This is a genomic window from Undibacterium sp. JH2W (genome assembly GCF_049340425.1).
GTDB lineage: Bacteria > Pseudomonadota > Gammaproteobacteria > Burkholderiales > Burkholderiaceae_D > Undibacterium.
The window spans coordinates 221,780-247,595 of record NZ_JBMPOT010000001.1; the positions used below are offsets into that span (position 1 = coordinate 221,780).

Consider the following 25,816-nt stretch of genomic DNA (forward strand, 5'->3'; position numbering starts at 1 on the left):
AAAGACTATTTATTTCCCCGGGAAAACAAAAAACCCACACTGTTATGCACAGTGTGGGCTGGTTTCGATTTGTTCCGCTCAGATTTGAATACGCCTCTCTTAGTACAGCCAGAGCTTGTCTGCATCCAGTTGCAGATAATATTCCCCCTGATCCAGCTTGAATGGCGAATAGGCGCGCAAGCCACCTTCTGCATGACCGAACAGGCATTCCCAGCGGTCACCAAGGTACATACAAGTGGTCAGCGGCAGCTTGATGGCATTCTCGATATGACTGTCAGCAATTTTGACCTTTTCCAGGCGGATGATGGCGGTGACATCTTCACCCACATTCTTGCCGCGCACCGTGGCTTTCAATTGTTCACCATTGACACTGATGGTGGCAGTATCGCCATTCTTCTGTACGACTTTGCCTTTCAATTTATTATTACTACCCATAAATTCGGCGGTGAATAGTGTGTTGGGTGTCTCATACATACTTTGCGGCGTGCCCTGTTGTTCTATGACGCCATTGTTCAATAACAGGATGCGGTCAGAGATTGCCATGGCTTCGCCCTGGTCATGTGTCACCATCAAAGCGGACAAATTCAGCCTGACGATTAGTTCACGCAAGAAGGCACGTGCTTCTTCGCGCAGCTTGGCATCCAGATTCGACAGCGGCTCATCCAGCAGGATGACAGGTGGGTTGTACACCAGCGCCCGCGCTATCGCCACGCGCTGTTGCTGGCCGCCTGATAATTGATGCGGGAAGCGTTCGCCCAGATGGCCCAGTCCAAGCTGGCCCAGCACATCCTTGACCTTGTCATTGATTTCGCTACTGCCCAGTTTGCGCAATTTCAAACCATAGGCGACGTTATCGAATACCGTCTTGTGTGGCCACAAGGCATAAGACTGGAATACCAGGCCCAGGTTGCGCTGTTCTGCCGGTACTTCCAGCCCTTTACTGCCATCAAACATGGCGCGCTCGCCCAGGTGTATGGTGCCTGTCTTGGGTGACTCCAGCCCGGCCACGGCACGCAGCAGGGTGGTCTTGCCGCTACCGGATGGGCCCAGCAAGGCAACGACTTCGCCACGCTGCAAGTTCATCGACACCCCTTTTAGGATGGGATTGGCCGTGGCACCGGAACCGTATTCCAGGGTCAGATTTTGTACGCTTAATTCAGACATAGTGTGCTCTCGTATATTTTTGTATTGCTATGCAATGAAATTTTTTATCGGAAGTCATCAGTGATTACTTTAGTGACTAACTCAGTGATTAAGCTTGACGCCAAAGCGCAGGGCCAGACCCAAACCTATGGCAACCAGGGTGATATTGATGAAGGACAGTGCCGCCACCAGATCAACAGAACCACCCGCCCACAGCGAAACAATCAGGGCACCTATGACTTCAGTGCCTGGCGACAGCAAGTACACGCCAGTTGAATATTCACGTTCAAAAATCAGGAAGACCATCAGCCATGCACCCAGCAAACCAAACTTGACCAGTGGCAGGGTGACATCACGCGTGACCTGGCCACGACTGGCGCCAACGGCACGCGCTGCTTCTTCCAGCTCAGGGCCAACTTGCAGCAAGGCAGTAGAGATCAGGCGCAGGCCATAAGCCATCCATACGACGGAATAAGCTATCCAAACCGAGAAGATGGTCGAACGCAAAGCACGCAATTGCGGTATCACATTTTCTATCAGCCAGATGCAGAAGGCATTATCAAAACCCTTCAAGCCACCTTCCAGCCAGCTGGGCACGAACAGGAATACCCATAGGAAAGACAGGCCGGCCAGCAAGCCAGGAATGGCACGCGGCACCAGCACGCTATAGTCCAGCAAACGGGTAATGCCATCTGGCTTGCGATGCATGGCCAGTGCAATACCGGCATAGCAAATCACCGCCAGCGCACCACCTATGATGCCTATCAACACGGTATTGAAAATACCGCGCATCAAGGAAGGTTGTTCCAGGATATCCCTGAAATGCTGCAGCGTGATCACATCAGCCAGCTTGACACCCTCACCCCAGTAAGAGACAAAGGCACGCAAGACTATGCCTGACAATGGCAGCACGATAGTGAAGATCAGCCAGGCTGCCAGTACAGCAAAAGCCAGCCATTTCCACTTGCCTAGTGGCAGTGCTTTCTGGCGTGAACCCTTGCCCTTGATCGATACATATTTATTGGCGGATTTCAGCAACCAGCGCTGCACCATCACCAGTGGCATGGTCACTGCCACCAGGCAGACAGCGGCAGCTGCCATCAGGTGATAAGACGGTGTTCCCAGCTTATTGGTCAGTTTGTACAAATAAGTTGCCAACACCAGATGCCCTTCCGGGTCACCCAACACCAGCACCAGACCAAACACTTCAAAGCCCAAAAAGAATACCAGCACTGCGGCAAAGGCCAGCGCAGGCATGATCATAGGCAGGGACACATGCATGGCCACCTGGAAAGGTGAGGCACCCGCTACCCGTGCTGCTTCTTCCACGTCTGAGCCCAGGCTCTTCAGGGCAGCAGATGAGTACAGATAAACATGTGGTACATGTGTCAGGCCAGCGATCAGGACGATGCTGAAGAAGGAATAAATATTCCATGGCTCAACCCCGGTCAACTGCTTGACCCACAGCGTATAGAAACCTACCGGCCCCATGGATACCACATAACCAAAACCCATCACCATGGGCGAAACAAAGATAGGCACCAGCAACATAGGCTCTATCCAGCTACGGCCTGGCAAATCTGTGCGTACCATCAGGAAAGCCAGCAAGCCACCTAGTGGGACAGCGATAGCAGCCAGGCCAGAAGCCAGGATCAGGCCATTCCAGAAAGCCTGACGGAAATCAGTATCATCAAAGATGAAGCGATAAGAATCCAGGCCCAGTTCTTTTACCGGCGAAAAAAAAGGCGCATTCAAAAAGCTCTGGAATAAAATCAGTGACAGTGGTGTAAATATTGCCAGCAGCGTCAGGGTCACAACCAGGCCACGCGGCCAGTTGAATTGCGACCACCGGCTGCGCGGAGGTAGACTCAGGGTACTCATGCTTGGCCCAATAAGAATGTAGTTTGTGGTAGCGGTGGAAGAAACAGACCACCAAATGCATTTTGCAATGTCAGTTGTATGCAAAGACATTGCAATAGTCTGTAAGGCTTATTTTTTGCCTGCGGCTTCTTTCCATTGTTTCAGGAAAGCCAGGCGTTTGTTTTGATCAAGGTATTGCAATAACATGGGGTTGACTGGCAAGGGCTTGAGGCCTATACCTATCAGTTTTGCCAGGTCAGAATACGTGGTTTCCCCCTTGACGTCAGCACGTATCGCATACAGTCTGGCCTCATTCGCAATCATGGTCTGTCCGCGTTTGGACAAGGTGTAGTCCAGCCACAGCTTGGCTGCATTCGGATGCTTGGCGGCCTTGCTGATGAACATCACGCGTGACAAGACCAGAGTGTAATCTTTAGGGATTTGCACACCTATCGACGGATCCTTGGCAGCGCGCACCAGGGCATAAGAGCCGAGGATGTTGTAACCCAGCAGGTTTTCGCCGGAAGAAATGCGTTCCAGCATGGTGCCGGTGGATGATTGCACGCGCACGCTGGCTTTGCCGAAGGCTTTTGCCAAATCCCAGAATTCCTTGTTTTCACGGCTATCCTGGGTGATGAACATGAAGCCTACGCCGGATTTTTCGATATCGTAAGTCGTAACCTTGTTCTTGAATTTATCCAGTTTGCTATTGATGAGCTTGGCAAATTCAGCATGGGTCTTTGGCACTTCATCAGCCGTCACCAGACGCTTGTTATAGACGAAGACTGCTGGTTCAAATGTCGTGCCATAGGCTGCATTATTCCAGATCGCCCATTGTGGTATGCCACTGATTTCTGGTGAGGCGTAGACCAGGCCATAGCCATCAGAAACCAGTTTGGTTTGCAAATCCATGGCAGATGACCACATCAGGTCGGCGCTATTGCCACCGGCTGCCATTTCCGAGATATAGCGGTTATACACTTCAGTGGAATTCATATCGTTGTATTCAACCTGCACATCTGGATACATGCTGCGAAAATCCTTGATCAGCGGTTCCACAGCCTTGGTATCGGTGGCGCTATAAATGACCAGCTTGCCTTCTTTTTTTGCTCCGTCGACGATCTTGCCATAATCGGCTGGATAACCAGCTGGCACCTGTGCCTGGGCATTCAATATCATCATGCTACTTACAGCAAGGGCGGCCATGCTTTTAACGAAGTAATTTTTTGCTTGCATTTGTCTTCTCCTGTTTTGCTTATTGTTAATTGATACTTTAGTAGATATGCGGGGCTGGCAGGTGCCTAACGCACCATGCCAAATTCTTTTGCCTGCAACCGGTAATTATTGACGGCTTTTTGTATGTAATCAGTCAGCTCCTTGCCTGTCATGGCGAAGGGGAAGAGGCCGTGAATTTTTCTTTGCTCCTCAAAGGCTGGGGTGGTCATGGCTTGCTGGAAGTAAGTGACCCATTTCTGATAATCCTTGTCGCTGACCTGTGGGCCCATATATACGCCGCGGATGATGGGCCAGGTCACGTCAAAACCCTGTTCACGCGCGGTAGGCACATGGGCCAGCGGGCCAGGCAGGCGGGCATCAGACAAGACTGCCAGCACACGTATCTTGTCATCGCGGGCATGCAGGCTGGCTTCAGAGGCATCGCCGGATACTGCCTGCACATGGCCAGCCAGCAAGGCAGTGAAAGACTCACCCCCTCCTTCAAAGGCCACCAGGCGCATGGACTTGGAGTCTATGCCTATCTGCTTGCCAACCTGGGCCATCTTCAGCCAATCCTGGCTACCGACGGTGCCACCGGCCCCGATGGCGATATTGGCGGGCCTGCTCTTGATGGCTTCCATTAATTCGCGCAGGTTCTTGTAGGGGGAGTCCTTGCGTACCGCAATCATGCCGTAGTCGGTACCGATGGCTGCCACCCAGCGCACATGGCTGGCATCAGATTTACCGAACTTGCCTTCGGCCAGGTTCAGCAGTGAGCCACCAGAATAGGCGATCAGGGTGTTGGCTTCAGCTTTTCTCTGCGAAATGATGGTGGTCCAGGCGATAGCACCGACACCGCCAGGCAAATAACTGATTTGCATGGCTTGATTTGCCGTAGCCGCTTGCGCCAGCTTGCAAGTCAGGTCCATGCCACCACCTGGTTTGGCCGGGACTATGCACATGGCCAGTGCCGGCTTATCTGCAGCTATCACAGGTAGTGCTGCACCCGCTGGCAAGCAGGCCAGCAGGCTGCTCAGCAATAAACTCAGATGTATGGGCCGGATGTGCATGACAAGACCATGGTTGATGGGTTACATGGATCATACCGAATTGAATCTTTCAGTACGCTTTCACAAAATGGGGGCTAATGAATGCAATAATCGAATGCAACAATAGAAGGTAACAGCAGCTTACCGCAATATCACGCCATTTTTACCAACGATGGTCAACTCTACAAAATGCGAGCCATCATGGTCCTTGGGGCTATAACTGACTTCCACTCCACCCAGGTCGACATTGCGCATATTTTCCAGCGCCTGTAGCAATTTTTTTGAATCTGGATTATTTCCGGCACGACGCAAGGCTTCAGTCATTAATTTGGCGGCAACATAGCCTTCCAGTACAGCATAGGACAAAGGCGGTGGATTTTTGGCTGATTTCAAGGCTTTTTGCAACTCCTTGACCACAGGTATGCCTATGTCACGTGGGTAAGGCATGACTTGCATGACGCCTATGCCGCGTCCTTCTGCCCCCAGGGATTTGAAGAAATCATCAGAATTGACATTCGACAGCATCAAAAATTGCGGTCTTTGCCCCAATTTTTGCATTTGCCTGATGAAATCAGCGCAGGCAGCCGGTGTACAGGCCATCAGCACGGCTTGTGGAGTCGTCGCTGCGATACTGGCAACAGCAGCATCTAGCTTCATTTCTTTCCTGTCATATTTGGCGATGACAGCAGCACGCATACTCCGTTTTTCCAGATTTCTGACAAAGCCATACAAACCGTCCTTACCAAAGCTGTCATCCTGGTGCAGGATGGCCAGCTTGCTGATCTTCAAATCGGCCAGCGAGGCTACCATCCTGGCTGCCTCATCCTGATAGCTGGCACGCAGATTGAACACCTGGGCATGCAGGGGCTGGTGCAGGCTTTGCGCACCAGAAAAAGGTGCAACCAGCGGTACTGCATGCTGGTCCAGCAGTGGCAGTATGGCTTCTATGGTCGGCGTGCTACGGTAGCCAAACAGGGCAATCGCATGGTCTACATTGATGAGCTTCAGGGTATTTTCTTTGGTCAATACAGGATCGCGCTTATCGTCATAGCTGATGAATTCTATGCTTTTGCCATGGACGCCGCCCTGGCGGTTCAGTGCATCAAAATACAATTGTGCACCTTCGCGGTTTTCCTTGCCGGTGGCCTGGCCGGATAATTCTACGGACTGGCCTATGACGATCTTACCCTCTGCGCTGACGAGGGCAGGGCAGATAAAACAGGCGAGCAGGAAGAAACTGAGGCGTAAGGGCTTCATGATGGTAGTCTCCGGAATTTTTTTTGTAAGGGAGCATAGGGCCTGGAGGCTTTCAGTTTGCTTGCAATGATTGGGCTTCTGGGAGATTTGTGATGTTTGGCTATTTGAATGTATGAGCATGCATAAGGGGCATTCTTGTTAACGTCATTCCTGCATGCTTTTGGCAGGAATCCAGCGACGTTCTTAGCATGCCATGCAACGTATTACATTTATATTTTTAGATACTTTCATACGTAATTTACGATTGCAGGCCGGTGATAGACCGGCGGCTACTTCCTTGACACACTCCGTCTCGCCAAGAAAAGGAAGCAAAAGAAGGCGACCCAGGCGTCGCCACCCCTGCGGGGTTCCCGTTTGTGCAGTATAAAAATGGGAAGATCCGAAACTCGCTACGCTCAAACAGCGGCTCTTCTCATTCCATTTTCTGTACCGCACAAACGGCGTCGACACATGGGAACTGCAAAGTTCAAAAGCAACGTCAATACAAGCTTTACCCATATTTGCTTATGTGCAGTTTTTCAACATGTTAAAAAGGGACACTTGCGCGTCCCTTGGCTACTTGCAAAGTACCGCCTGGTTACAACTTAAACACACTCACCGTCTGCACCAGCGCCTGCGATTGTTCCTGCAAGCCTTCGGCAGCTGCTGCCGCCTGTTCTACCAGGGCGGCGTTTTGCTGGGTCATTTCATCCATCTGGGTGATGGCCAGGTCGATTTGTTCTATGCCTGTGCTTTGTTCTACGGTGGCGACGACGATTTCCGACATGATATCGGTAATGCGTTTGACGCTGGCGACGATGTCTTTCATGGCTTTACCGGCATGGCTGGCGAGTTCATTACCGGCATCGACCTGCTCTACGCTACTGCCTATCAGGCCCTTGATTTCGCGGGCGGCGGTGGCGCTGCGCTGCGCCAGGTTGCGGACTTCGGCGGCGACTACGGCAAAGCCACGGCCTTGTTCCCCGGCGCGGGCGGCTTCTACGGCAGCATTCAGGGCCAGGATATTGGTCTGGAAGGCGATGCCATCGATGACGCCGATAATCTCGGATATTTTGCGGGAACTGATATTAATGGCTTCCATGGTATGGATGACCTGGTCGACGATGCCACCTCCTTCGGTGGCGACCTTGCTGGCATCATTGACGAGTTGATTGGCTTGCCTGGCGCTGTCGGAATTTTGTTTCACTGTGCCCGTCATCTGTTCCATCGACGAGGCGGTTTCTTCCAGGCTGGAAGCCTGGGTCTCGGTACGGGCTGACAGATCTACATTGCCCTTGGCAATATCATGTGTGCCATTGTTGATATTCTCTATGCTATCCCTGACATCACCGACTATACCTATCAGGCTGGTGCGCATGTCTTCCAGCGCTTGCAACAGCCGCCCGGTTTCATTGCCGCCACAGGCATCGGCTGGAAAACGCAAGTCCCCACTGGCGATATGCTGGGCTACCACGATGGCTTGTTCCAGTGGCACGCTGACTGAGCGCGCAATAGCCCTGGCAAACAGGCCAGCTGCGCAGATCATTACCAGCATAGAGATGATCATGGTCCATCTGAGCTGATAAAAATCGCTGATGCGTTGATCGAGTATATTGTGCAATTCCTTGCTGGCATCTGCATTGAGCTGGAATTGGGCATCAATTGCACGGGTCGTCACCTGTACATATTCCACCGATGAAAATTCCAGAGACTCGGCCTTGGCAATTTTTTCCGTTGCCAGCTTCATCGCACCTGTGGCTTGCCCGGTTGCTTCTTTCATGACGGCACCGAGTTTTTTCTCTATATCGGGATTGCTGAGAACAGCCTTGTTGAAGGAGTTATTCATTTGCTGGGTGCGGTCATTTGATCTGGAAATCAGGTCAGAGACCACCATCTTGTCCTCTATTGTGGCTTCTTTTTTTGTCAGCAGCCCAGCCCCTTTGGCACGCATGCGCCCCAGTTCTTCAGTCAGATAGGGCTGGATATAGTACATCGCCTGTATCAATTGATAACTGTCTATATTCGGGTCCAGGCTGAGACCGTAATAATCACCGATGAGATCATTCACCAGCAGTAATTTGGGCATCAGTGCACTGTGGGCTTTATAGCTGTCGGGCACGCTGATACTAGCTTTGGAAACCTGCTCACGCAGGATAACCCAGTCTTGTTCAGCCTTGTTCCAGGCCTCGGTGATGGCTTTGTCGTTAATGCTTTTGACTATGGCAGCCATGCCAGCATACGAGGTATCGGCTTCTTTTTGCTTGCTTTCCCGTTTATCTTTTTCGCTACTGACACCACCTAGTACCAGGGCAGACAATGCCCGGTGCTGTTGCGTCAGTTGCACAGTTTTGAGTATCAGGGTCATGGCCGGCAAGCCTTGTTTTTCAGCCAGCGCAGCATCCAGGTTTTTGGAGGATTCCAGATAATACAGAGCCGTAGGTATAGCAGTCAAAATCAAGGCTATTACACTCAATAGTACAAATTTTTGCCATAGTAGCAACTTTGTTAATATCGATTTCATTCCTGCCTCCTGTTATTGAATCCATAAGATTTTCTTGTTGGACATAAAGTTTATAAATTTATCTTAGGTCAAGCCCGGCAGGATTGCGATGCGTTTATTGAAATCTGCCCGGTTTTCTTGTCAGAAATAGTTACAGAAATAGTGACGCTTTTGAATCTGGCTGGTAGCCTAGTGGGTATCTGGAGTGAACAGGCTGTGTATGCGCATACTATTAGTTGAAGATCATATCGAGTTATCCCACTGGCTGGCCAAGGCCTTGCGTGATGCGCATCTGACCGTGGAAACTGCCATGAACGGGGCGGATGCCGATGCGCTCTTGCATACGCAGGAATATGCCCTGGTCATCCTCGACCTGAGCTTACCGAAGATGGACGGCATGGATGTGCTGAAACGCATGCGTGCGCGGGGTAGCAAGACGCCTGTGCTGATCCTGACGGCCCGCGGTGGCTTGAATGACAGGGTGCAGGGCTTGAATTCCGGTGCCGATGATTACCTGCCCAAACCGTTTGAGCTGGCTGAACTGGAAGCGCGTGTCAAAGCCCTGTTGCGTCGCGCCCAGGGTAATGAAGCCGTGACCCTGACTTGTGGAGCACTGAGCTTTGATACCGTGATACGGCAGTTTCATTATGACGGCCAGCCACTGTCGCTGACCCCGCGTGAATATGCCGTGCTGGAAGCCCTCATCAGCCGCCCCGGCCAGGCAGTGTCCAAGGACAAGCTGTTTGATGAAGTGTTTGCCCTCGATGATGATGCCAACCTCGATGCCATAGAAATCTACATCCACCGCTTGCGCAAAAAACTCGATACCGTCAGCACAGGCAAGGTCGTCATCGTTACCCTGCGTGGCATAGGCTATCTGCTGGAAGCACGTTGATGAGCAGGCCTTACCGACTCGGGAGTTTGCGCGGGCAGTTCCTGCGCTGGTTATTGATACCCCTGGTCTTGCTGGTAGCCCTGAATGCTTTTTCTGTGTATCGCAATGCGCTTGATGCAGCGGACCTGGCATATGATCGCTCGCTGCTGGCTTCTGCAAGGGCGCTGGCAGAAAGGGTGCAAATCGTCGATGGCAAGGTGGTCGCCAATGTACCTTATGTGGCACTAGACAGTTTTGAAACAGATACCCTGGGGCGTTTGTATTACAAGGTCACTGGCGTCAATGGTGAATTTGTGTCGGGCTATGAAGACTTGCCTGATTTGCCCAAAAATGTACCGCGCTCAGAAATCTACCCTGCCCTGGTACATTTTTTTCATGCTGATTATCAGGACCAGGCGGTGCGTATCGCTGCCCTGCACCAACCCGTGTATGACGACCAGATGCGTGGCATCGCCCTGATAGAAGTCGGCGAAACCCTGGATGCACGGCGCGGCCTGTCACGCAAGATCCTCATCGACACCCTGTTGCGCCAGGCTGCCCTGGTGCTGGCAGTGGCACTCATGGTCTGGGTGGCTTTGCGCTTCGTGCTGGCCCCCATCATGCAATTGCGTGCCGATGTAGAAGCGCGCGAGCCTACTGATTTGTCTGACTTCGATGTCAATCTCGTGCATAAGGAAATTCGCCCGCTGGTGAATGCCATGAATGCCTATATGGCGCGGCTGCAGACGCTGATCAATGGGCAAAAGCGTTTCATCGCCGACGCCTCGCACCAGTTACGCACTCCCCTGACAGTCTTGAAAACCCAGGCCGAACTGGCGCTGCGCGAAAATGATGTGGTGGCCATGCGGCAGATTGTTGCCAGCATCGCCCAGACCACCGATGCCACGGTCCATCTGGCGAACCGCTTGCTGACACTGGCACGTACCGGGCATGGTGCGGTAGTGGCCGAGCTGGAAGATATCTTGCTGAACCAGCTGGCGCAAGAGGTCTGCCTGGAACTCGCCATGCCTGCCGTGCGCAAGCAAATAGACTTGGCGCTGGAAGCGGATGAGGCCATTCCTTATCGTGGCAACACCTTGTTATTGCATGAAATGCTCAGCAACTTGCTCGACAATGCCATACGCTATACGCCAGAAGGCGGGCGCATACTCCTGCAGCTGTATTTGGGCGATGGGCAGGCGCACATCGATATTCAGGACACGGGTCCTGGCATCGCCGAGGCCGAACGTGAAAAAGTGTTTGAACCTTTTTACCGCGCCGCTGCCAGTTCAGCGATCAATCCGGGTGGTACCGGACTGGGTTTATGCATAGTGCATGATATCGTCAAGCTGCATGGCGGTGACATCAATCTGGCAGATGCCAGCCTGGAAGAAAAGAGCCATGCAGAATTGCCAGGCTTACGTGTGCAAATCCATTTCCCCCTCTTGAGCTGACTAGTGTAGGATACTCAGTAGTAGTATCAGATTCATCATCACCATAGCAAAGGAGCACTTTCATGGCGGATACTCCCCCACTAAAAATAATTCAGGGTACGGCTTTGAACGAGCAGCAGAAAAAAGACTTGCTGCACCGTTTGGCCAGGGTCGAGGGGCAATTGCGCGGCGTACAAAAACTCATCGCCAAGGCGGCCGTGCCTGCTGATTGTGAGGCAGTAGCACAACAGATGTCGGCAGCACGCAAGGCGCTGGATCGTTCTTTCGTGACTTTGCTGACCAGTGCAGTTGTCACCCATGCAGAAAAAGCAGAGACTACAGAAGAAGCCATCGCCAGTACCAGGCGACTGGCTACTTTACTGGAAAAATTTGCCTGAAGCACAGCTGACAAAGAAGTAATCACCTATGCCTGCCTTTGCCCAGCCAGATCGCCCAGAACCCGCTTGCAGATATTGGCTACCGGTATGGCTGTTGCTTGTTTTTATCCTTGCTTGCTTCGTCTCTACGCCAATCAAAGCAAATGAGCCTGCAAAACAAGAGAAGCTGGTTTTACTGATACGTGAATTGCGCAATGAAGCCGGTGAGATCGTGCCCATACGCGATGAAATCCGCCAGCTCCTGAATTATTTTGAGCATCAACTGCAAATTAAATTTGAAATTCGCCGTTATCCCTGGACACGTTTATTGATCAATGCCAGGACGGGTGAAGGCATTGTTTTTGGCCTGTCAAAAAACCGTGAGCGCCTGCAAACTTACCAGTTTTCCGAAGCCATTTACGCCAATTATGTCTGGCTGGTCACACGCAGTGATGCCACCTTCACTTATAACAGCATGCTGGACTTGAAAGGCAAGACTGTCGGTGTTATCCGTGGCACCAGTTATGGCGATGAATTTGATAGTCAGCGCAATGTTTTGTTCCAGGTGGAAGAAGATGTAGGTTCACACGGTGCACGCCTGAAAAAACTCATCAATAAAAGAATGGATGTGATGATTTTTGGTGACCGCCGTGCCCAGGCCGACGAGGTCGAGCAATTACTGCTGCGCATCTTGCGCAAAGAATCCAGCACGACGGATAAAGCTGTGGAACAGGGCTTCAAGGTGTTACCCAAACCCATGCTGGTTGATGAATTGCATTTCGCTGCCGTTGGTGCCCAGTATGAAGAATGGATACGCAAGCTCAATGCGGCTATCCTGGCCGGGAGAAAATCCGGTGAGATTAGCCGCATACTCATCAGCGATAAGTAAGTCTCTCGTATTCCCCGCTTATGCTGCCATATGGCGTGCCTGCCTTTGCGGTACAGCCTTTGCTGCTTCTTTCCTGGTCTGCCTTTGTGGCGCTGATGGATCAGCCTTGTTACCCTGCTTGTGCATGGCCTGGCCAGCATAGTCACTCGACATGGCCAGCTGTATCGCTTCTGCTGCCGTACCGTGGACTTCCAGCAGCCATTTGTTGACCAGGGCTGCCAGCTTGTCGAGGGCAATGCGATGGGTTGCATCGGTATTGGCAAACAGCCAGTCAGACAAGGCCATGAAATTCTCGAACGCAGTGTCTGCCAGTATCAAGGGCAGGCTGTGGGAAAAACGTCCCGAATTGGCGATCATGTCCCAATAGCGGGCAAAGCGTATCAGTCTTTGCATGTCAGCAAAGGCGATATCCTTGTTGGCCAGGATGGTGTAAGGCGGTTGCGGATCAAAGGCCAATTGATAGGCGGCGGTATGACGGATGATAGGTGTGCCGCGCAGGCGCTTCAGGATGCCGAACTGGATTTCATGCGGGCCCAGCGCCACCAGCCTGTTAAAACCCTGGGCAAAACTCTCCATGGTTTCGCCCGGCAAACCGGCAATCAAATCTACATGCAAGTGGGCATGTGAATGCTCACATAACCAGCGTATATTCTCGGCAGCCTTTTCATTATTTTGCTTGCGGCTGATCAGGGCTTGTACTTCCGGATTAAAGCTTTGTATGCCTATCTCGAATTGCAGGCTGCCTTCAGGGAATTTTTGTATGCCCTCTTTCAAGGCATCCGGCAAATGATCTGGCACCACTTCAAAATGCGCATACACAGGATCATGCGGTGCTGCTTCCAGTTTATCGAGGAAGAATTGCATGATCTTCAAACTGGTTTTGATATTCAGGTTGAAGGTGCGGTCAACAAACTTGAACAGGCGCGCACCACGCTGGTACAGGCCTTCCATCTCTTGCAGGAACAGGTCTATATCAAAAGGCCAGGCTGTTTTGTCGAGTGCAGACAAGCAGAATTCACACTTGAAAGGGCAGCCACGTGAAGCTTCTACATACAGGGTGCGATGACGGATATCCTGGTCGCTATACAGGTGATAAGGTAACTGTATGTCAGCCATGGCTGCCTGCACGCCTGCATGCACCTTCATCAGTGGTTGTGGGCCTTGCAGGATTTGCTGGCACAGGCTGGCAAAGCTGACGTCACCCCAACCGGTAATCACATAATCGGCCAGGCGTATGATTTCCTGGTCGGCAGTTTCATGCGACACCTCGGGGCCACCTAGTACCACCACCACCTCGGGGGCAACACGTTTTAAGACGGCGACGATTTGCGTGGTTTCCACGACATTCCAGATATAGACACCAAAGCCGACGATGAATTTTTCGTCGGCTTTGCGTAAGGCCAGGATTTTTTCGACGATGTCGGTACTGCGTGCACCGATGACAAATTCCTGTATCTGGGTGACAGGCTGCAATTCGCCCATGTTTGCAAGCAAATAGCGTAATCCCAGAGAAGCATGGGAATAACGGGCATTCAGGGTGGTTAGCAGGATGTTCATGGCACAAGAGGCGGGAGCAGCTAAAACCGCTATTGTACGCCTCTAGTGCAGGCAGCCTGCCATGAATCCGGTTCGCCTCTGCGCGACACCGCTTGGTCGCGCATATGCTGGTAGTGAAACTTACTAAACTGGCATGAACATGCCTGAGACAATAATGACAATAAGAATTACAAGTTCAACAAGCACTACAACGATAACAACAATAACTAATCAGTGAAACGGATGAAAACTGGTGCAATAACAATCAGTCTGTCAGCGCAGCAGTCAGCATAACGATAGTTGCCAGAATTTGAGCAAAAACGATAACGGTGATCATGTTTATTTCCTTGGTTGATTAAAAACAAGATCATGATACGAGAAGGCAACTTGCTAATCCAATGACATGTTTAGATGTCTGATATATGAATTGTGAATGTCATTATTGCGTCACATTTCTAATTCACATGAATGTAATAATCCCGTTGTGCCTTGCCTGCTGCTTATTTCACCGACAAATTCTCTGTGTTTCCCCCTGTTGCGCCAGCCTAAATTTTTGCCACTACTCTTTTCACTCTGGCGCTTTGGCTTATCGTCCTTCACTCACTTTTTTCTTGCCGGATTATCTGTCTCAGAAATCGTTGAAGAAGTGTTTTTGACACTTCGATCTCAGTTTCCTGCATTTCGTCGCATAGCCCTCGCAGATTGACAGCGCAAGTTCTACAGTACACACATCAACCAACCACAAAGAGGAAAACGAAATGAAAAACACCATCAACAACACATTCAAAACTGGTCTGATCTTGTCTACAGCATTGCTGACTGGCGCACTGGCAATTACTGCTGCTTTCACTCAGGGCAATGCCGAAGCCAGTATGAATATCGCCAGCGTGACCATCTCTGCCAAACGTATGACCGAAGAACAAAAACTGGCATTTGATGCAGCTCAGGACATCACACAAACTGTCTTGATCAGCGCAAAAAGATTGACCGCTGAAGAGAAACTGACGATGGATAAAGAAGATCAGTTTGAGCGTCAGCAACTGGCAGAAAAAGCTGCATCCCGCAAACAAGGCTGATGAGCATGTGTTTCTTGTGCGATAGCAATCGCCAAAACCACAAGGGATGCTGGCAAGTGCAAAAGGACTTTTGCTTGACGAGCGCCCGTTTTTAAAACAAAGATTTTCGACACTGCTTTCGACAATATTGACGGAAGTTTTTGTTTTGAAAATGGACGCAGGAAATTTTAAGCTTCATCCTTTGCTTGCAAATGCAGTGCTGTAAAACAGTGCTGCATTTCTGCGTCTGTCGCCAGGCATAATTCATCATCATCTTTGCTGATGACGCCAGCGTTCACCAGCAATCTGATTTTGCTGATATCACTCGCCTGTTTGAGTACCAGCCCCAGATCCTGCAACTCGCCTTCGTGGCTGACCTGGGCTTTCAAGGCTTGCATGACGGCATCGGGGAAATCCCATTCTTTGGCAATGCGATAAGACAGAATATGCGCCATGTGCAAAAAGCGCAGGCGAAATTCGGTTGCCAGTGGCATGACAGGCGCCAGCATGATTTGATCGAGGCTGCGAAAAGCGATGATCAGACCGATGTTTTGCAAGAGGCCCGCCAGATAGGCGTGGAAACCATCAAGGCCCCGCTCTTGCGCCAGCAAGCGGCAAGCCTGTGCGCATTTTTCTGACTGTTCCCAGATCACAGGGGCCACCACGCTGGTGATACGCCCCGACTGCAGCTGTATCAAGGGCCGGAAAGCCGTGCGTGCCACCAGCAGGCGCAAGCCATTGATACCCAGCAAGCGTATGGCATTGTCCAGATTGCTGATCTTGTCTGCCGGGCTATAGTAAGAACTATTGACTTCACTGATGATCTCGGCCAACAAAGTCACATCTCTGGAAATATGGTTGGCCAGCTCATCGACAGAGACATTTTCATTGCGCAAGCTTTTCAATAATTGCGGCAGCACGCTGGGCACACGCGGTATGTGGCGGGTATTGCTGAAATCAGCCCGCACCAGGCGGTCCAGTGCGATCAGCAAGGGTTTTTCAGCACCATGTTGTATTTGTTTGCCATGCACTCCCAGCAACCATGGATAAAAACGTGAATCGACATCAAACGCAGCTTGCCAGGCCCCCTCCTCCGCGACGATATCTTCCGGTTCGCTGAAGACGGTTACTGCTTGCAGTGCATCGTCGTCATAGGCCCGCCCCCTGATGAGACGTCTGAACAAGTTGCGCAAATAGCCTAGCACCTTGCCTCCGGCTGGCAGCGGCAGAGTGGCAGAAGGCAGGGCAGCAACATAGGAGGCGCTCCAAACTGGCGATGCCTGCTATATTCGCACAAACTGAGGTTGCTTTGCATACCTGCCACGGCTAGTGTTGCTAGTTTGTGGGCAGGAGTAACAAATCTTGCGTAAATTAACTAGAATAAAGCCCTGCCGTAAAGCCTTGCCATTTCACACCGGAGTACATGATGCCTGAATTAGCCCCTCTTGCTATTAATACCCGTCCTGCCTTGTCGGTACTGGTGCTGTCCCTGATTTTAGGCCTGGCATTGCCACTTGCCCCAGCCAGCGCAGGTGTACTGCGTGACAAGCTCATGGAGAGACGCCAGGAAAGAAAAGAGCAAAGGGCTGAGCAGGCGGCGGAAAAAAATGAAATGACTGAGCCGGAATCTGCAGACCTGGCGCCCCAGGGCCTGCCTGCCGGCACCAAAGTCTTGCGTGATATCTCTTATGGAAGCGACCAGCGCCAGACCATGGATGTTTACCTGCCCACCAATGTGGCCAGCCAGAAACACATGCCGGTGATCTTCATGGTGCATGGCGGTGCCTGGAAGATAGGCAGCAAGACAGCCCGTGGCGTGGTTGAAAACAAGCTGGCACACTGGCTGCCCAAGGGCTATATCTTCATCTCCATCAATTACCGCATGCTGCCAGAAATCAAACCACTGGAGCAGGCAGATGATGTGGCCAAGGCCCTGGCGGCAGCGCAAACCAGGGCGGCAGAATGGGGTGGCTCGCGCAATCGCTTCATCCTCATGGGGCATTCTGCCGGTGCTCACCTGGTGTCGCTGCTGGCCAGCTCACCATCTATCGCCAGCAAAGCCGGTGCTTCTGCTTGGCTGGCAACGATCTCACTCGATAGTGCAGCCTACGATATCAGCAAGATCATGGAGCAAAAACATTACCGTTTTTATGATGAAGCCTTTGGTACCGACCCTGCCTATTGGCAAGCCACTTCACCCAGCCTGCAATTGCAAAAGAGTGCTGCACCTTTCCTGGCTGTCTGCTCCAGCATACGGCCAGACAAGCCCTGTGCCCAGGCAGGTGCTTTCGTTGATAAAGCCAAGTCCCTGGGCATGCAGGCTGTCTTGCTGCCGCAAAGCCTTAGCCATGCCGACATCAATAAAAACCTGGGCCTGGATAATGCCTATACGGTGGCAGTGGATCAATTCTTGAAGCAGTTCGATACGGTGCTGCATGCAGCCCATGATTAACCGCGGGGAGATTTACTGGGCCTGCCCTGATGAAGAACGTGGCAATATTGCTGCCCTGGCCCATCCGCATGTTGTTGTACAGGATGATGTCTTCAATCATTCGCGCATAGCGACCGTCGTCATCTGCGCCCTCACCAGCAATCTCAAGCGGGTCACCGAGCCGGGTAATGTCATGCTGGACTTGGGTGAGGGTAGTCTGAGCAAGCAAAGTGTGGTCGTGGTTTCTCAGGTGTCGTCGATAGAGAAAAGCCAGCTTGGCGATTACATTGGGCGACTAAATCAAGACAGAGTCGAACAGATCTTGGCGGGAATGAGATTTCAGCAAAGGGCTTTTTTTAGCTAACGGATATAGCCTGAAAAATCGTCAAACATGTCTGGAGTTTGAATCAACGAACAGCAACTTCTTACTTCAAGAAAAGAGTAAAAATGGTTTTCCTTGCATTGACACGCAATGGTCTGGATGAATTGATTGCACTCAGAAAAACGACGGATATCGCAATCTGGTGTGGCAGCAATGTCTTGAGTAATGCTGAATATGCCGCTTTATCTGGTATGAATATTTCACGCTTTAATTATCCCCTGAAAAGCCCGGGCGACGAGGCTTTTCAGGGCGCGCTGGAAACCATGGCAGATCATCATGGGAATGAAAAAATCTGGGTAGAGAATATTAACTAGGGAATCCCAGAGCGAATAAACCTAATCATTTTTGTCAGATGACTTGAGAAAAATTTCCTTTACTTTGTAGGAGCGGCTTCAGCCGCGAACAGTTTACCGTGTCGGGCATTCGCGGCTGAAGCCGCTCCTACAGAGAAAAATTTTCCTCGGCATTTCTCATTTCGGCTCGTAATGCAAGCCACCCTGCAAACCTGCTTCCGGATTTAAGCCCGTATACAAACTGCGCAACAAACTTCCCTCTTCATCATCCTGCCCCAGATGCCAGAACATGGCACCGGCCAGTTTGTATTTTTTCAGGTAAGCGATCTTGTAGGCAAAAGAAACTTCATTGTCATAGCTGATAAAGATTTTCTTTTCAGCGTTGTATATCCAGGGCACCTTGGTATCGGTACTGAAATAAGACTGGTAGCCCAGGTTGGCGGCCAGCAGTTTTTTGATTTCACCATAGCCAGGCATGCGCGGATCTTTGCGGGCGGTGCAGGCATCGCAACCCACCAGCAGGCTGGGGTCGCCTTCATAGACATCACCGGCAGGTGTGACAAAGGCTTGATACAGGCCACGGTTTTCTCCGGCCTCTACCTGGAAATAAGCACGGCCATAAAATGGCAAGCCCAGCACCAGTTTACTGGCAGGCACACCGGCATACAGGTATTGCTGCACGGTGGCATCCACAGTCAAGGGCAAAGGGGAAGGGAAGCGTTGTTCCAGTGCTTTCTTGCTCAATGCCGGTTTGATGGCCAGGGCGCGCAAGGGATTATCAAACATGTGTTCACGCGCATCACCAAACAGATGAGCATTGTGGTTCGTCAGTTTTTCCCACGGCCCAGTCAAGTCATAACTCATGAGATTGATGTAATCAACCTGGGCGGCGATTTGTGGCAAATGCAGGTAAGTGCGCGCCATATTGAAAGCGCCACCGGCAACCGCGATCGTCAGTTGCGGGGCCAGCTTGGTGTCTGGCCTGCTTGCTTTCAACTGACCCAGTTGCGTGCGCATTTCCTTGAGCAAATCAACAAAATTCTGGGCATCTTCTGCACGCGGATATTCCCAGTCTATGTCTATGCCATCGAAACCATATTCACGCACCATGCCTACGCAGGATTGCGTGAGTGTCTTCCTGTTGTCTGTTGTTGCAGCAGCCTTGCGGTAACGGCCTACGGTAGGGCTTTCATCATTGCTATTGCCCCAGCCACCTATGGAAAACTGCAAGCGCAAATCCGGGTTATATTTTTTCAGGCCTTGCAATTCTCGAAAGATTTTTGCTGCAGCTGGCAAGCTGGTGCCTTCTTCCAATACGCATTTGCCATCTTCGCTGATGGTCAGGAAAGAAAAATTCAAATGTGTCAGCATGCGCGCTTTTTCTGCTTTGATGGCAGAAACCGGGAAGGCGACCTTGCCTTCATCGTAGTGATTGATTTCTTCTTTTTCCAGCGCATAATAAGCCATGACTACCGGCTTATTTTGTAGCTTTGCTGTTGGTTTGCTGGCTTCTTTGGCCAGACTGGCAGCAGAGGAAGATAAGACCAGTATGCCGAACAGGCATGACAGGAGAGGACGTGGGGTAAGGTGAGTAATTTTCATATCCATAGCATGCAAGCGCAGGCAAAGCGGGTCAACAGGTTTTTATTTTTTAACAAATCAGGGCATACCACTTGCATGCCTTGCTTGTAAGTAGAGAATACCAGTCCACTAGCATACCAGACTGGTATGGCATACTGTGCGCCTGATTAAATGAAAGCGACACCATGACGACAGAAGAAAGACTGATAGACCTGGAAATACGCCTGACCCGCCAGGATGATCTGGTCGATACCCTCAATACACAAGTCTACAGACAGCAAAAGAAAATTGATGAACTCGAAGCGCTGTGCACGGCGATGGCAGCGCGCCTGCGGGAAGTGGCTGTGGCGGCCAGCCAGAGGACTGCGGTGGTGGATGAGAGGCCGCCACATTATTGAGACGAGTGTGATTTGCTCTCGGTTTTATGAGGAAATGGATGGCTCTTTGTGTAGCCATTGCCGCATCTAAGTGTAGCGGTTGAGTGCTTGTGTCGTGTTTTACGGATACGACTGACGAGTGTGGATGACGGCAAGAATATCTATCGCGTCGGCAGTAACTCGGTATACAACAACGTAATTTGGACTGACTACGAGTTCCCGAGTGCCACGCACCGACCCTGTTCTGTATATATATGGATGTGCTGGAATTTGAGAGGCAGCAAACTCAATATCATCTTTCAGTCGCTGCGCTGCAATCAAACTATGATCAGAAATATAATCAACGATCGTTAACAGATCGTCTTCAGCTTGGCTTGACCAATGAAGATTCAGCATGTTTTTTTTGTTTTGCGTCGATGATAGCCTGAACTTTTGCCATTACCTGATCATGGGGAGACCTTGGCGTTGTACTTGCCATGGATTTTTCGATTTTTGCACGCTTCCAAGTTTCATATACCTCAGCTTCTTCTGCTGTGGCGAACTCGGAAACGATAGGAGAAAGTGCAGTAGTCATGAGTGTAGATTAGCATATTTTCTGTGATGCGTCACAACAGGATACATATTAAATTATTATCATCTGGCTTCGAAACTTCCAGAGGTATTCTGTCTATCAGTGAATTAACTTGCATCAAGGTATTTCCAAGGCAATGATATAAGCCAGCAAGCGTGCTGGCTTATATTTATATCATAGGAACACAGGCACATGAGAACCGCGAAGGGTCAACAGCAAGATCCACAACTATTGCTGTAATTGACGTTGATTACCCAGCTCAAGTTCCCCTCATCCTACTCGGCTTGATAAACCCACTTCCCACCCTTGATCTGCACCATGACGCGTGCCCTTTGATCGAGGCCCAGGTGGTCGGATTTGTTCATGTTGACGACGCCATTGGTGGTGGCCAGGCCCTGCGTCGCTTCCAGGGCATCGCGCAAGGCAGCGCGAAATTCTGGGGTGCCAGGCGCGGCTTTTTTCAAAGCGAGGGGTATGGCTTGTTGCAGCAGCAGGCCAGCGTCCCAGGCATAGGAGGCGAAGGCTGCCAGGTTGCCTGCTCCGTAGCTGCTTTCAAATTTGTTGGAGAAATCCAGTGCAGCTTTTTTGACGGGGTTGTTATCGGCCAGTTGTCTGGCGACCATAACCGGGCCGGTGGGCAGGAAGGTGCCGTCGCAGTCTTTGCCGCAGACGCGCAGGAAGTCGCTGTTGGCGACGCCGTGGTTGTGGTAGATGCGGCCTTTGTAGCCGCGTTCTGCCAGGGTTTTGGGTGGCAGGGCAGCGGGTGTGCCGGAAGCGCCGACGACGATGGCATCAGGGTTGCTGGACATGAGTTTCAAGACCTGGCCGACGACGCTATTGTCATTACGGCTAAAGCGCTCAGTCGCCACGACCTTGATTTTTTTGAGCTCGGCATACTTGGTCACTTCCACCAAAAAGGCTTCACCCAGGGCATCCGAGAAACCGATGAAGCCCATGGTTTTGATGCCCTTCCTGCTCATGTCTTCGGCGATCGCAATCGCCATCATGGTGTCGGTCTGTGGCGTCTTGAACATCCAGGCTTTATTGGCATCCATGGGTTCTATGATGCGATTGCTGGATGCCAGGCTGATGGTCGGTGTCTTGCCTTCGCCGATGACAGGCAACATGGCGAGGGAATTGGGCGTGGTGGTTGATCCTATGATGGCATCGACTTTTTCTTCCGAGATCAGCTTGCGGGTATTGGTCACGGTTTGGGTGGTGTCTGAGGCATCGTCGAGGACGATGTAGTCGACTTTTTTTCCTGCGATTTCCTTGGGCAGCATGGCAATCGCATTTTTCTCGGGGATGCCCAGAGAGGCCGCTGGGCCCGTTGATGAAATGGTGACGCCTATCTTGATCTGTGCCTGGGCGCTGATGCAGAGCAGGCCTGTTGCCAGTGCCAGCAGGCTTTTCTTGATGTTGGTATTTGTCTTCATTTTTTCTCCGTATTTTTTGTTGTGAGTCATTTTATAGTTTGCAGGGTATTGATAAAAAACCGCGGAAGCGAGCGCGCCCACCTCTGACAGGTGCTGCGCTTAATTCATAATCGGGGAAGCGCGCCAGCAAGCGGGAAATTGCCACCCTGCCTTCCAGTCGTGCCAAAAACATACCCGCGCATTGATGTATGCCGGATGCAAATGCGAGATGGCGATTCGGGCTGCGGCTTATATCCAGTTGGTCGGGCTCAGGGAATTGCAAGGGGTCACGATTCGCTGCGCCTATACACAGGCTGATACGGCTGCCAGCGGCGATAGCGACATCGCCAATTTGCGTATCCACCGTCGTCATGCGGTTGCCTAACTGGTTGGAACTTTCAAAGCGCAGGAATTCTTCGATAGCGGTGTTGATCATTTCTGGCTGGGCGATCAGGCGGGCTTTTTGTGCAGGCCAGTCCTGCAGGGCGACCAGGCCATTGCCTATCAGGTTGGTGGTGGTCTCATGCCCGGCATTGAGCAGGAATACACAGTTTTGCAAGAGCTCGGTTTCCGTCAGCTTTTCGCCATTGGTTTCGCCTTCTATGAGGCGGGTCAGCATATCGGTCCTGGGGTCACCTGGATGCAGCCGGCGCTGTGCCACCAGTTGTTTCAGGTAATCCAGAAATTCAGCGACACATTGATTGGCGTAGGCAAAAAATTCTGGCGTGATGGCAGGTTCCAGTGCACCGAGTATGGCCAGTGACCACTCGCGCAAAGGCTCGCGCTCATCATGCGGCACAGCCAGCAAATTGCCTATGATTTCTACCGGTATGGCAGAGGCGAAATCGCTGATGAGATCGACTGCTCCCTTGCTTTCCATCTGGTCCAGCAAGCCATCCACCAGTTTGATGAGGCCGGGTTCGGTATCGGCCATGGCTGCCGGTGTCAACCCACCCATGATGAGGCGACGCACTCTTGTGTGCAGCGGCGGATCATTGAAGACCAGGCTATTAGTGTGATGTTCATACAGCAGAGAGTCACCATAGCGCGGTTTGAATTCCAGCTTTTTGTCTGAGCTAAAGGTCCTGGCATCCTTATACACATGCACCAGGTCAGCATAGCGCGTCAGCAGGTAAGAGCCATCCGGCATCTTGCGCACGGGTGTCTGTTCGCGCAAGGCGTGGTAATAGGGATAGGGATTCTGGTAAAAATCTGCAGGCAGGTGGCGCAGGTCAAAATCGTCCGTGATTAGCGGCGCTGATGTGGCGGTATTCTGATACTCAGGATCAGGATTCATGGAAAAACCCGGCAAAGGACAGAGTTTGCACTGTGTCCGATTTGCCGGGTACTGTCAATCAGGCTGACGACAATACAGATTATGGCAAGGGGGCATAATTCAAAGGCGTCCAGGCATAGCCCTTGCCCTCTTTGCGCACATAACCCAGGGCAGGAAAGGATAAATGAGCAGCACCAACCAGATAGGCATGCTGCGCTGCATCAGCATAGGCTTTTTGTCTTTGTGCCGTGGCAGCCTTGCTATTTTCTTCAAACTGGATGGCGACTGCTGGTGTCTCAAACTGGACTGCCGCAACATGCATGAGATCGCCCCACAAGACCAGGGTCTGGCCCTTGCTCTCCAGCTTGAAAATACTGTGACCGGCAGTGTGTCCATGGCTGGCAATCGCCTTGATGCCTGGCAGCAGTTCAGTATTGCCATCGAAAGTTTTCAGTCTGTTGGCCTCGACATAGGGCTGCAATACCTTGCTTGCTCTTTCATAATAAGCCTGGATTTCCTTGGGGGCCCTGGCCATATTGGCCGGGTTCAGCCAATGCTCAGCATCTTGGCGGTCTACCCGCACAGTGGCATTTGGAAAAACTGCTTTGTCGCCCTCCCCCAGGCCACCGATATGATCAGGATGTAAATGGCTGAGATAAATTTCATCAACTTGTTCAGCCTGATAACCGGCAGCCTGCAAATTGCTCAGCAGTTTGCCCAGGCTGGGGCCAAAGAACTTGCCACAACCAGTATCGATCAGCACCAGTTTATTGCCGGTATTGACCAAAAAGCCATTAACGGAAGTGATCACCGGGCTGGACAAATACGACCTGGCCAGGGCCTTGTTGACTTTTTCTGGACTGGTATTCGTCAGCATTTGTGCTGCCGGGAATGGGAATGTGCCATCCGACAAAACGGTAATTTCAAAATCTCCCAGCATGCTGCGATAAAAACCGGGTGTCGCCGTGCTTGCCAGCGGCGCGGCTGCCTGGGCAACTGGCGTTAGCCCAGTCAGGCTGATGAGGGCCGCCAGAGCGGTGGAATAAAATGCACCGGAAAATAGCGGGCGTGATAACTGCATGAATTTCTTTCTATGAGTGGCAAGACAATTAAAAAGCCAACACCTGCCGCCCGCATGGCGGCGCAGCATGTGTTGGCGATGTTGCTTGTGTAGGAGGATGGGCTAATCTGCCAGGGGGAACTAATTATTGCAGTGGAGCGTAATTCAAAGGCGTCCAGGCATAGCCCTTGCCCTCTTTGCGTATATAACCTATGCCAGGGAAAGACAAGTGAGCAGCGCCCACCTGATAGGAATGTTGGGCTGCATCAGCATAGGCTTTTTGCCTTTGCGCATAGGCGGCCTTGCTGTCGCTGTCAAACTGTATGGTGACGGACGGATCTTCAAACTGCACGGCAGCGACATGCATGAGGTCACCCCACAAGACCAGGGTTTGCCCTTTGCTTTCTACCTTGTAGATGCTGTGGCCAGGAGTATGTCCATGTGAAGCGACTGCCTTGATGCCGGGTACCAGTTCAGTATCACCTTCAAAGGTTTTCAGCTTGCCAGCCTGTACATAGGGTTTCAGGATGGCGATGGATTTTTCAAAGCTGCCCTTGGCGTCGCCAGTGGCCTTGTCCAGGTTGGTCTGGCTTAACCAATAATCGGTGTCATGCTGGTCTATGCGCACGATGGCATTTGGGAAGGCGGCCTTGTCACCATCTACCAGACCACCGATATGGTCGGTATGCATGTGGGTGATATAGATTTCATCGATTTGCTCAGGCAGGTAACCGGAGGCTTTCAGGCTGGCCTGCAGCTTGCCCAGGGTAGGGCCAAAGAAGGCTCCAGCACCGCTGTCTATCAATACCAGCTTGTTGCCGGTGTTGATGAGAAAGGCATTGACTGAAGTCACCACGGGGGATTGCAAATGGTATTTACTGAGTGCCTTGCCGACTTTTTCTGGCGTGGTATTGGTCAGTATCTTGTCCACTGGCAGTGGGACTGCGCCATCCGACAAGACGGTGACTTCAAAATCGCCCAGCATGCTGCGGTAAAAGCCGGGGGCACTGGTTTTAACCATGGGCGCTGCAGCATGGGCGCTCATGGCGGGGATGCCAAACACGGCCATGCCAGCCAGGATGGAAGAGCTGAACAGGCCAGAACGAAGCAAACTTTTCAATTGCATGGTTTTTCCTTGGAAGATGGCAGGGACACAGCAGGCTGGGGCTTGCAGCCGGGCAGCTTGCTGTTACAGGACAAAAATTGTAAATGCGACAGTTATTATGCCGAATTTCTGCCAACTTCGTTGCTAAGCGCTTATCT

24 protein-coding genes are annotated in these 25,816 nt (G+C 51.5%); 9 read left to right on the forward strand and 15 right to left on the reverse strand.

Going from position 1 to position 25,816, the window contains the following annotated elements; all coding sequences use genetic code 11:
- Positions 1–99: 99 nt before the first annotated feature.
- The 6 genes from ACO0LC_RS00995 to ACO0LC_RS01020 all read right to left on the reverse strand — a co-directional run bounded on the left by ACO0LC_RS00995 (position 100) and on the right by ACO0LC_RS01020 (position 9,024).
- Positions 100–1,164, reverse strand: a complete 1,065-nt coding sequence (locus tag ACO0LC_RS00995; RefSeq protein WP_422999726.1) for an ABC transporter ATP-binding protein — start codon at positions 1,162–1,164, stop codon at positions 100–102.
- A gap of 81 nt (positions 1,165–1,245) precedes the next feature.
- Entirely contained in the window at positions 1,246–3,024 is a 1,779-nt protein-coding gene (locus tag ACO0LC_RS01000; RefSeq protein ID WP_422999728.1) for an ABC transporter permease, read from the reverse strand.
- Between the two features lie 108 nt (positions 3,025–3,132).
- Positions 3,133–4,209 carry an ABC transporter substrate-binding protein gene (locus ACO0LC_RS01005; protein WP_423000193.1) on the reverse strand — a complete coding sequence of 359 codons (1,077 nt, stop codon included), beginning with the start codon at positions 4,207–4,209 and terminating at the stop codon, positions 3,133–3,135.
- Positions 4,210–4,304: 95 nt separating this feature from the next.
- On the reverse strand, positions 4,305–5,288 hold the full coding sequence (locus ACO0LC_RS01010) for a Bug family tripartite tricarboxylate transporter substrate binding protein (RefSeq protein WP_422999730.1): 984 nt from the start codon (positions 5,286–5,288) through the stop codon (positions 4,305–4,307).
- Positions 5,289–5,408: 120 nt separating this feature from the next.
- Positions 5,409–6,524 carry an ABC transporter substrate-binding protein gene (locus ACO0LC_RS01015; RefSeq protein WP_422999732.1) on the reverse strand — a complete coding sequence of 372 codons (1,116 nt, stop codon included), beginning with the start codon at positions 6,522–6,524 and terminating at the stop codon, positions 5,409–5,411.
- A gap of 577 nt (positions 6,525–7,101) precedes the next feature.
- Entirely contained in the window at positions 7,102–9,024 is a 1,923-nt protein-coding gene (locus ACO0LC_RS01020) for a methyl-accepting chemotaxis protein (protein ID WP_422999734.1), read from the reverse strand.
- 199 nt (positions 9,025–9,223) lie between these two features.
- Between ACO0LC_RS01020 and ACO0LC_RS01025 the strand changes: the two genes are divergently transcribed.
- The 4 genes from ACO0LC_RS01025 to ACO0LC_RS01040 all read left to right on the forward strand — a co-directional run bounded on the left by ACO0LC_RS01025 (position 9,224) and on the right by ACO0LC_RS01040 (position 12,576).
- Positions 9,224–9,898 (forward strand): response regulator, encoded by a 675-nt coding sequence (locus ACO0LC_RS01025; protein WP_422999736.1) that lies wholly within the window; start codon positions 9,224–9,226, stop codon positions 9,896–9,898.
- On the forward strand, positions 9,898–11,331 hold the full coding sequence (locus tag ACO0LC_RS01030; protein WP_422999738.1) for a sensor histidine kinase: 1,434 nt from the start codon (positions 9,898–9,900) through the stop codon (positions 11,329–11,331). The genes ACO0LC_RS01025 and ACO0LC_RS01030 overlap by 1 nt, the downstream gene beginning before the upstream one ends.
- Positions 11,332–11,393: 62 nt before the next feature.
- The gene (locus ACO0LC_RS01035; protein WP_422999740.1) at positions 11,394–11,708 is read left to right on the forward strand and encodes a metal-sensitive transcriptional regulator; all 315 of its coding nucleotides are present in this window, start codon (positions 11,394–11,396) and stop codon (positions 11,706–11,708) included.
- 28 nt (positions 11,709–11,736) lie between these two features.
- Complete coding sequence (locus tag ACO0LC_RS01040; protein WP_422999742.1) at positions 11,737–12,576, forward strand: substrate-binding periplasmic protein; 840 nt, start codon at positions 11,737–11,739, stop codon at positions 12,574–12,576.
- A gap of 18 nt (positions 12,577–12,594) precedes the next feature.
- Here the strand turns inward: ACO0LC_RS01040 and ACO0LC_RS01045 are convergent, their stop codons facing one another.
- Positions 12,595–14,133: a DUF4080 domain-containing protein gene (locus ACO0LC_RS01045; protein WP_422999744.1), complete on the reverse strand. Its 1,539-nt coding sequence runs from the start codon at positions 14,131–14,133 to the stop codon at positions 12,595–12,597.
- Positions 14,134–14,870: 737 nt separating this feature from the next.
- On the opposite strand from ACO0LC_RS01045, the gene ACO0LC_RS01050 reads away from it, so the two are divergent.
- Positions 14,871–15,188: a hypothetical protein gene (locus ACO0LC_RS01050; protein WP_422999746.1), complete on the forward strand. Its 318-nt coding sequence runs from the start codon at positions 14,871–14,873 to the stop codon at positions 15,186–15,188.
- Positions 15,189–15,355: 167 nt separating this feature from the next.
- Here the strand turns inward: ACO0LC_RS01050 and ACO0LC_RS01055 are convergent, their stop codons facing one another.
- Positions 15,356–16,372, reverse strand: a complete 1,017-nt coding sequence (locus ACO0LC_RS01055) for an HDOD domain-containing protein (protein WP_422999748.1) — start codon at positions 16,370–16,372, stop codon at positions 15,356–15,358.
- Between the two features lie 221 nt (positions 16,373–16,593).
- Here ACO0LC_RS01055 and ACO0LC_RS01060 point away from each other — a divergent pair, with 221 nt between their 5' ends.
- From ACO0LC_RS01060 to ACO0LC_RS01070, 3 genes are all read left to right on the forward strand, one after another.
- Positions 16,594–17,619, forward strand: coding sequence for an alpha/beta hydrolase fold domain-containing protein (locus ACO0LC_RS01060; protein WP_422999750.1), 1,026 nt, complete (start codon positions 16,594–16,596; stop codon positions 17,617–17,619).
- Positions 17,603–17,962: a type II toxin-antitoxin system PemK/MazF family toxin gene (locus ACO0LC_RS01065; RefSeq protein ID WP_422999752.1), complete on the forward strand. Its 360-nt coding sequence runs from the start codon at positions 17,603–17,605 to the stop codon at positions 17,960–17,962. Before ACO0LC_RS01060 ends, ACO0LC_RS01065 begins: the two co-directional genes overlap by 17 nt.
- A gap of 83 nt (positions 17,963–18,045) precedes the next feature.
- Entirely contained in the window at positions 18,046–18,294 is a 249-nt protein-coding gene (locus ACO0LC_RS01070) for a hypothetical protein (RefSeq protein WP_422999754.1), read from the forward strand.
- Between the two features lie 156 nt (positions 18,295–18,450).
- Here the strand turns inward: ACO0LC_RS01070 and ACO0LC_RS01075 are convergent, their stop codons facing one another.
- Positions 18,451–19,875 carry a glycoside hydrolase family 18 protein gene (locus tag ACO0LC_RS01075; RefSeq protein ID WP_422999756.1) on the reverse strand — a complete coding sequence of 475 codons (1,425 nt, stop codon included), beginning with the start codon at positions 19,873–19,875 and terminating at the stop codon, positions 18,451–18,453.
- A 164-nt stretch (positions 19,876–20,039) separates the two neighbouring features.
- Here ACO0LC_RS01075 and ACO0LC_RS01080 point away from each other — a divergent pair, with 164 nt between their 5' ends.
- Positions 20,040–20,252, forward strand: a complete 213-nt coding sequence (locus ACO0LC_RS01080; protein ID WP_422999758.1) for a SlyX family protein — start codon at positions 20,040–20,042, stop codon at positions 20,250–20,252.
- A 99-nt stretch (positions 20,253–20,351) separates the two neighbouring features.
- Here the strand turns inward: ACO0LC_RS01080 and ACO0LC_RS01085 are convergent, their stop codons facing one another.
- From ACO0LC_RS01085 to ACO0LC_RS01110, 6 genes are all read right to left on the reverse strand, one after another.
- A complete protein-coding gene (locus ACO0LC_RS01085; RefSeq protein ID WP_422999760.1) occupies positions 20,352–20,627 on the reverse strand; it encodes a type II toxin-antitoxin system RelE/ParE family toxin in 276 nt (91 codons plus the stop codon).
- Positions 20,596–20,805, reverse strand: coding sequence for a stability determinant (locus ACO0LC_RS01090; protein ID WP_422999762.1), 210 nt, complete (start codon positions 20,803–20,805; stop codon positions 20,596–20,598). Before ACO0LC_RS01090 ends, ACO0LC_RS01085 begins: the two co-directional genes overlap by 32 nt.
- A 272-nt stretch (positions 20,806–21,077) precedes the next feature.
- Complete coding sequence (locus tag ACO0LC_RS01095) at positions 21,078–22,238, reverse strand: ABC transporter substrate-binding protein (protein WP_422999764.1); 1,161 nt, start codon at positions 22,236–22,238, stop codon at positions 21,078–21,080.
- Between the two features lie 31 nt (positions 22,239–22,269).
- The gene (locus ACO0LC_RS01100; protein ID WP_422999766.1) at positions 22,270–23,514 is read right to left on the reverse strand and encodes a cytochrome P450; all 1,245 of its coding nucleotides are present in this window, start codon (positions 23,512–23,514) and stop codon (positions 22,270–22,272) included.
- Positions 23,515–23,593: 79 nt separating this feature from the next.
- Positions 23,594–24,574, reverse strand: coding sequence for an MBL fold metallo-hydrolase (locus tag ACO0LC_RS01105; RefSeq protein ID WP_422999768.1), 981 nt, complete (start codon positions 24,572–24,574; stop codon positions 23,594–23,596).
- A gap of 124 nt (positions 24,575–24,698) precedes the next feature.
- On the reverse strand, positions 24,699–25,679 hold the full coding sequence (locus tag ACO0LC_RS01110) for an MBL fold metallo-hydrolase (protein ID WP_422999770.1): 981 nt from the start codon (positions 25,677–25,679) through the stop codon (positions 24,699–24,701).
- Positions 25,680–25,816 lie beyond the last annotated feature (137 nt).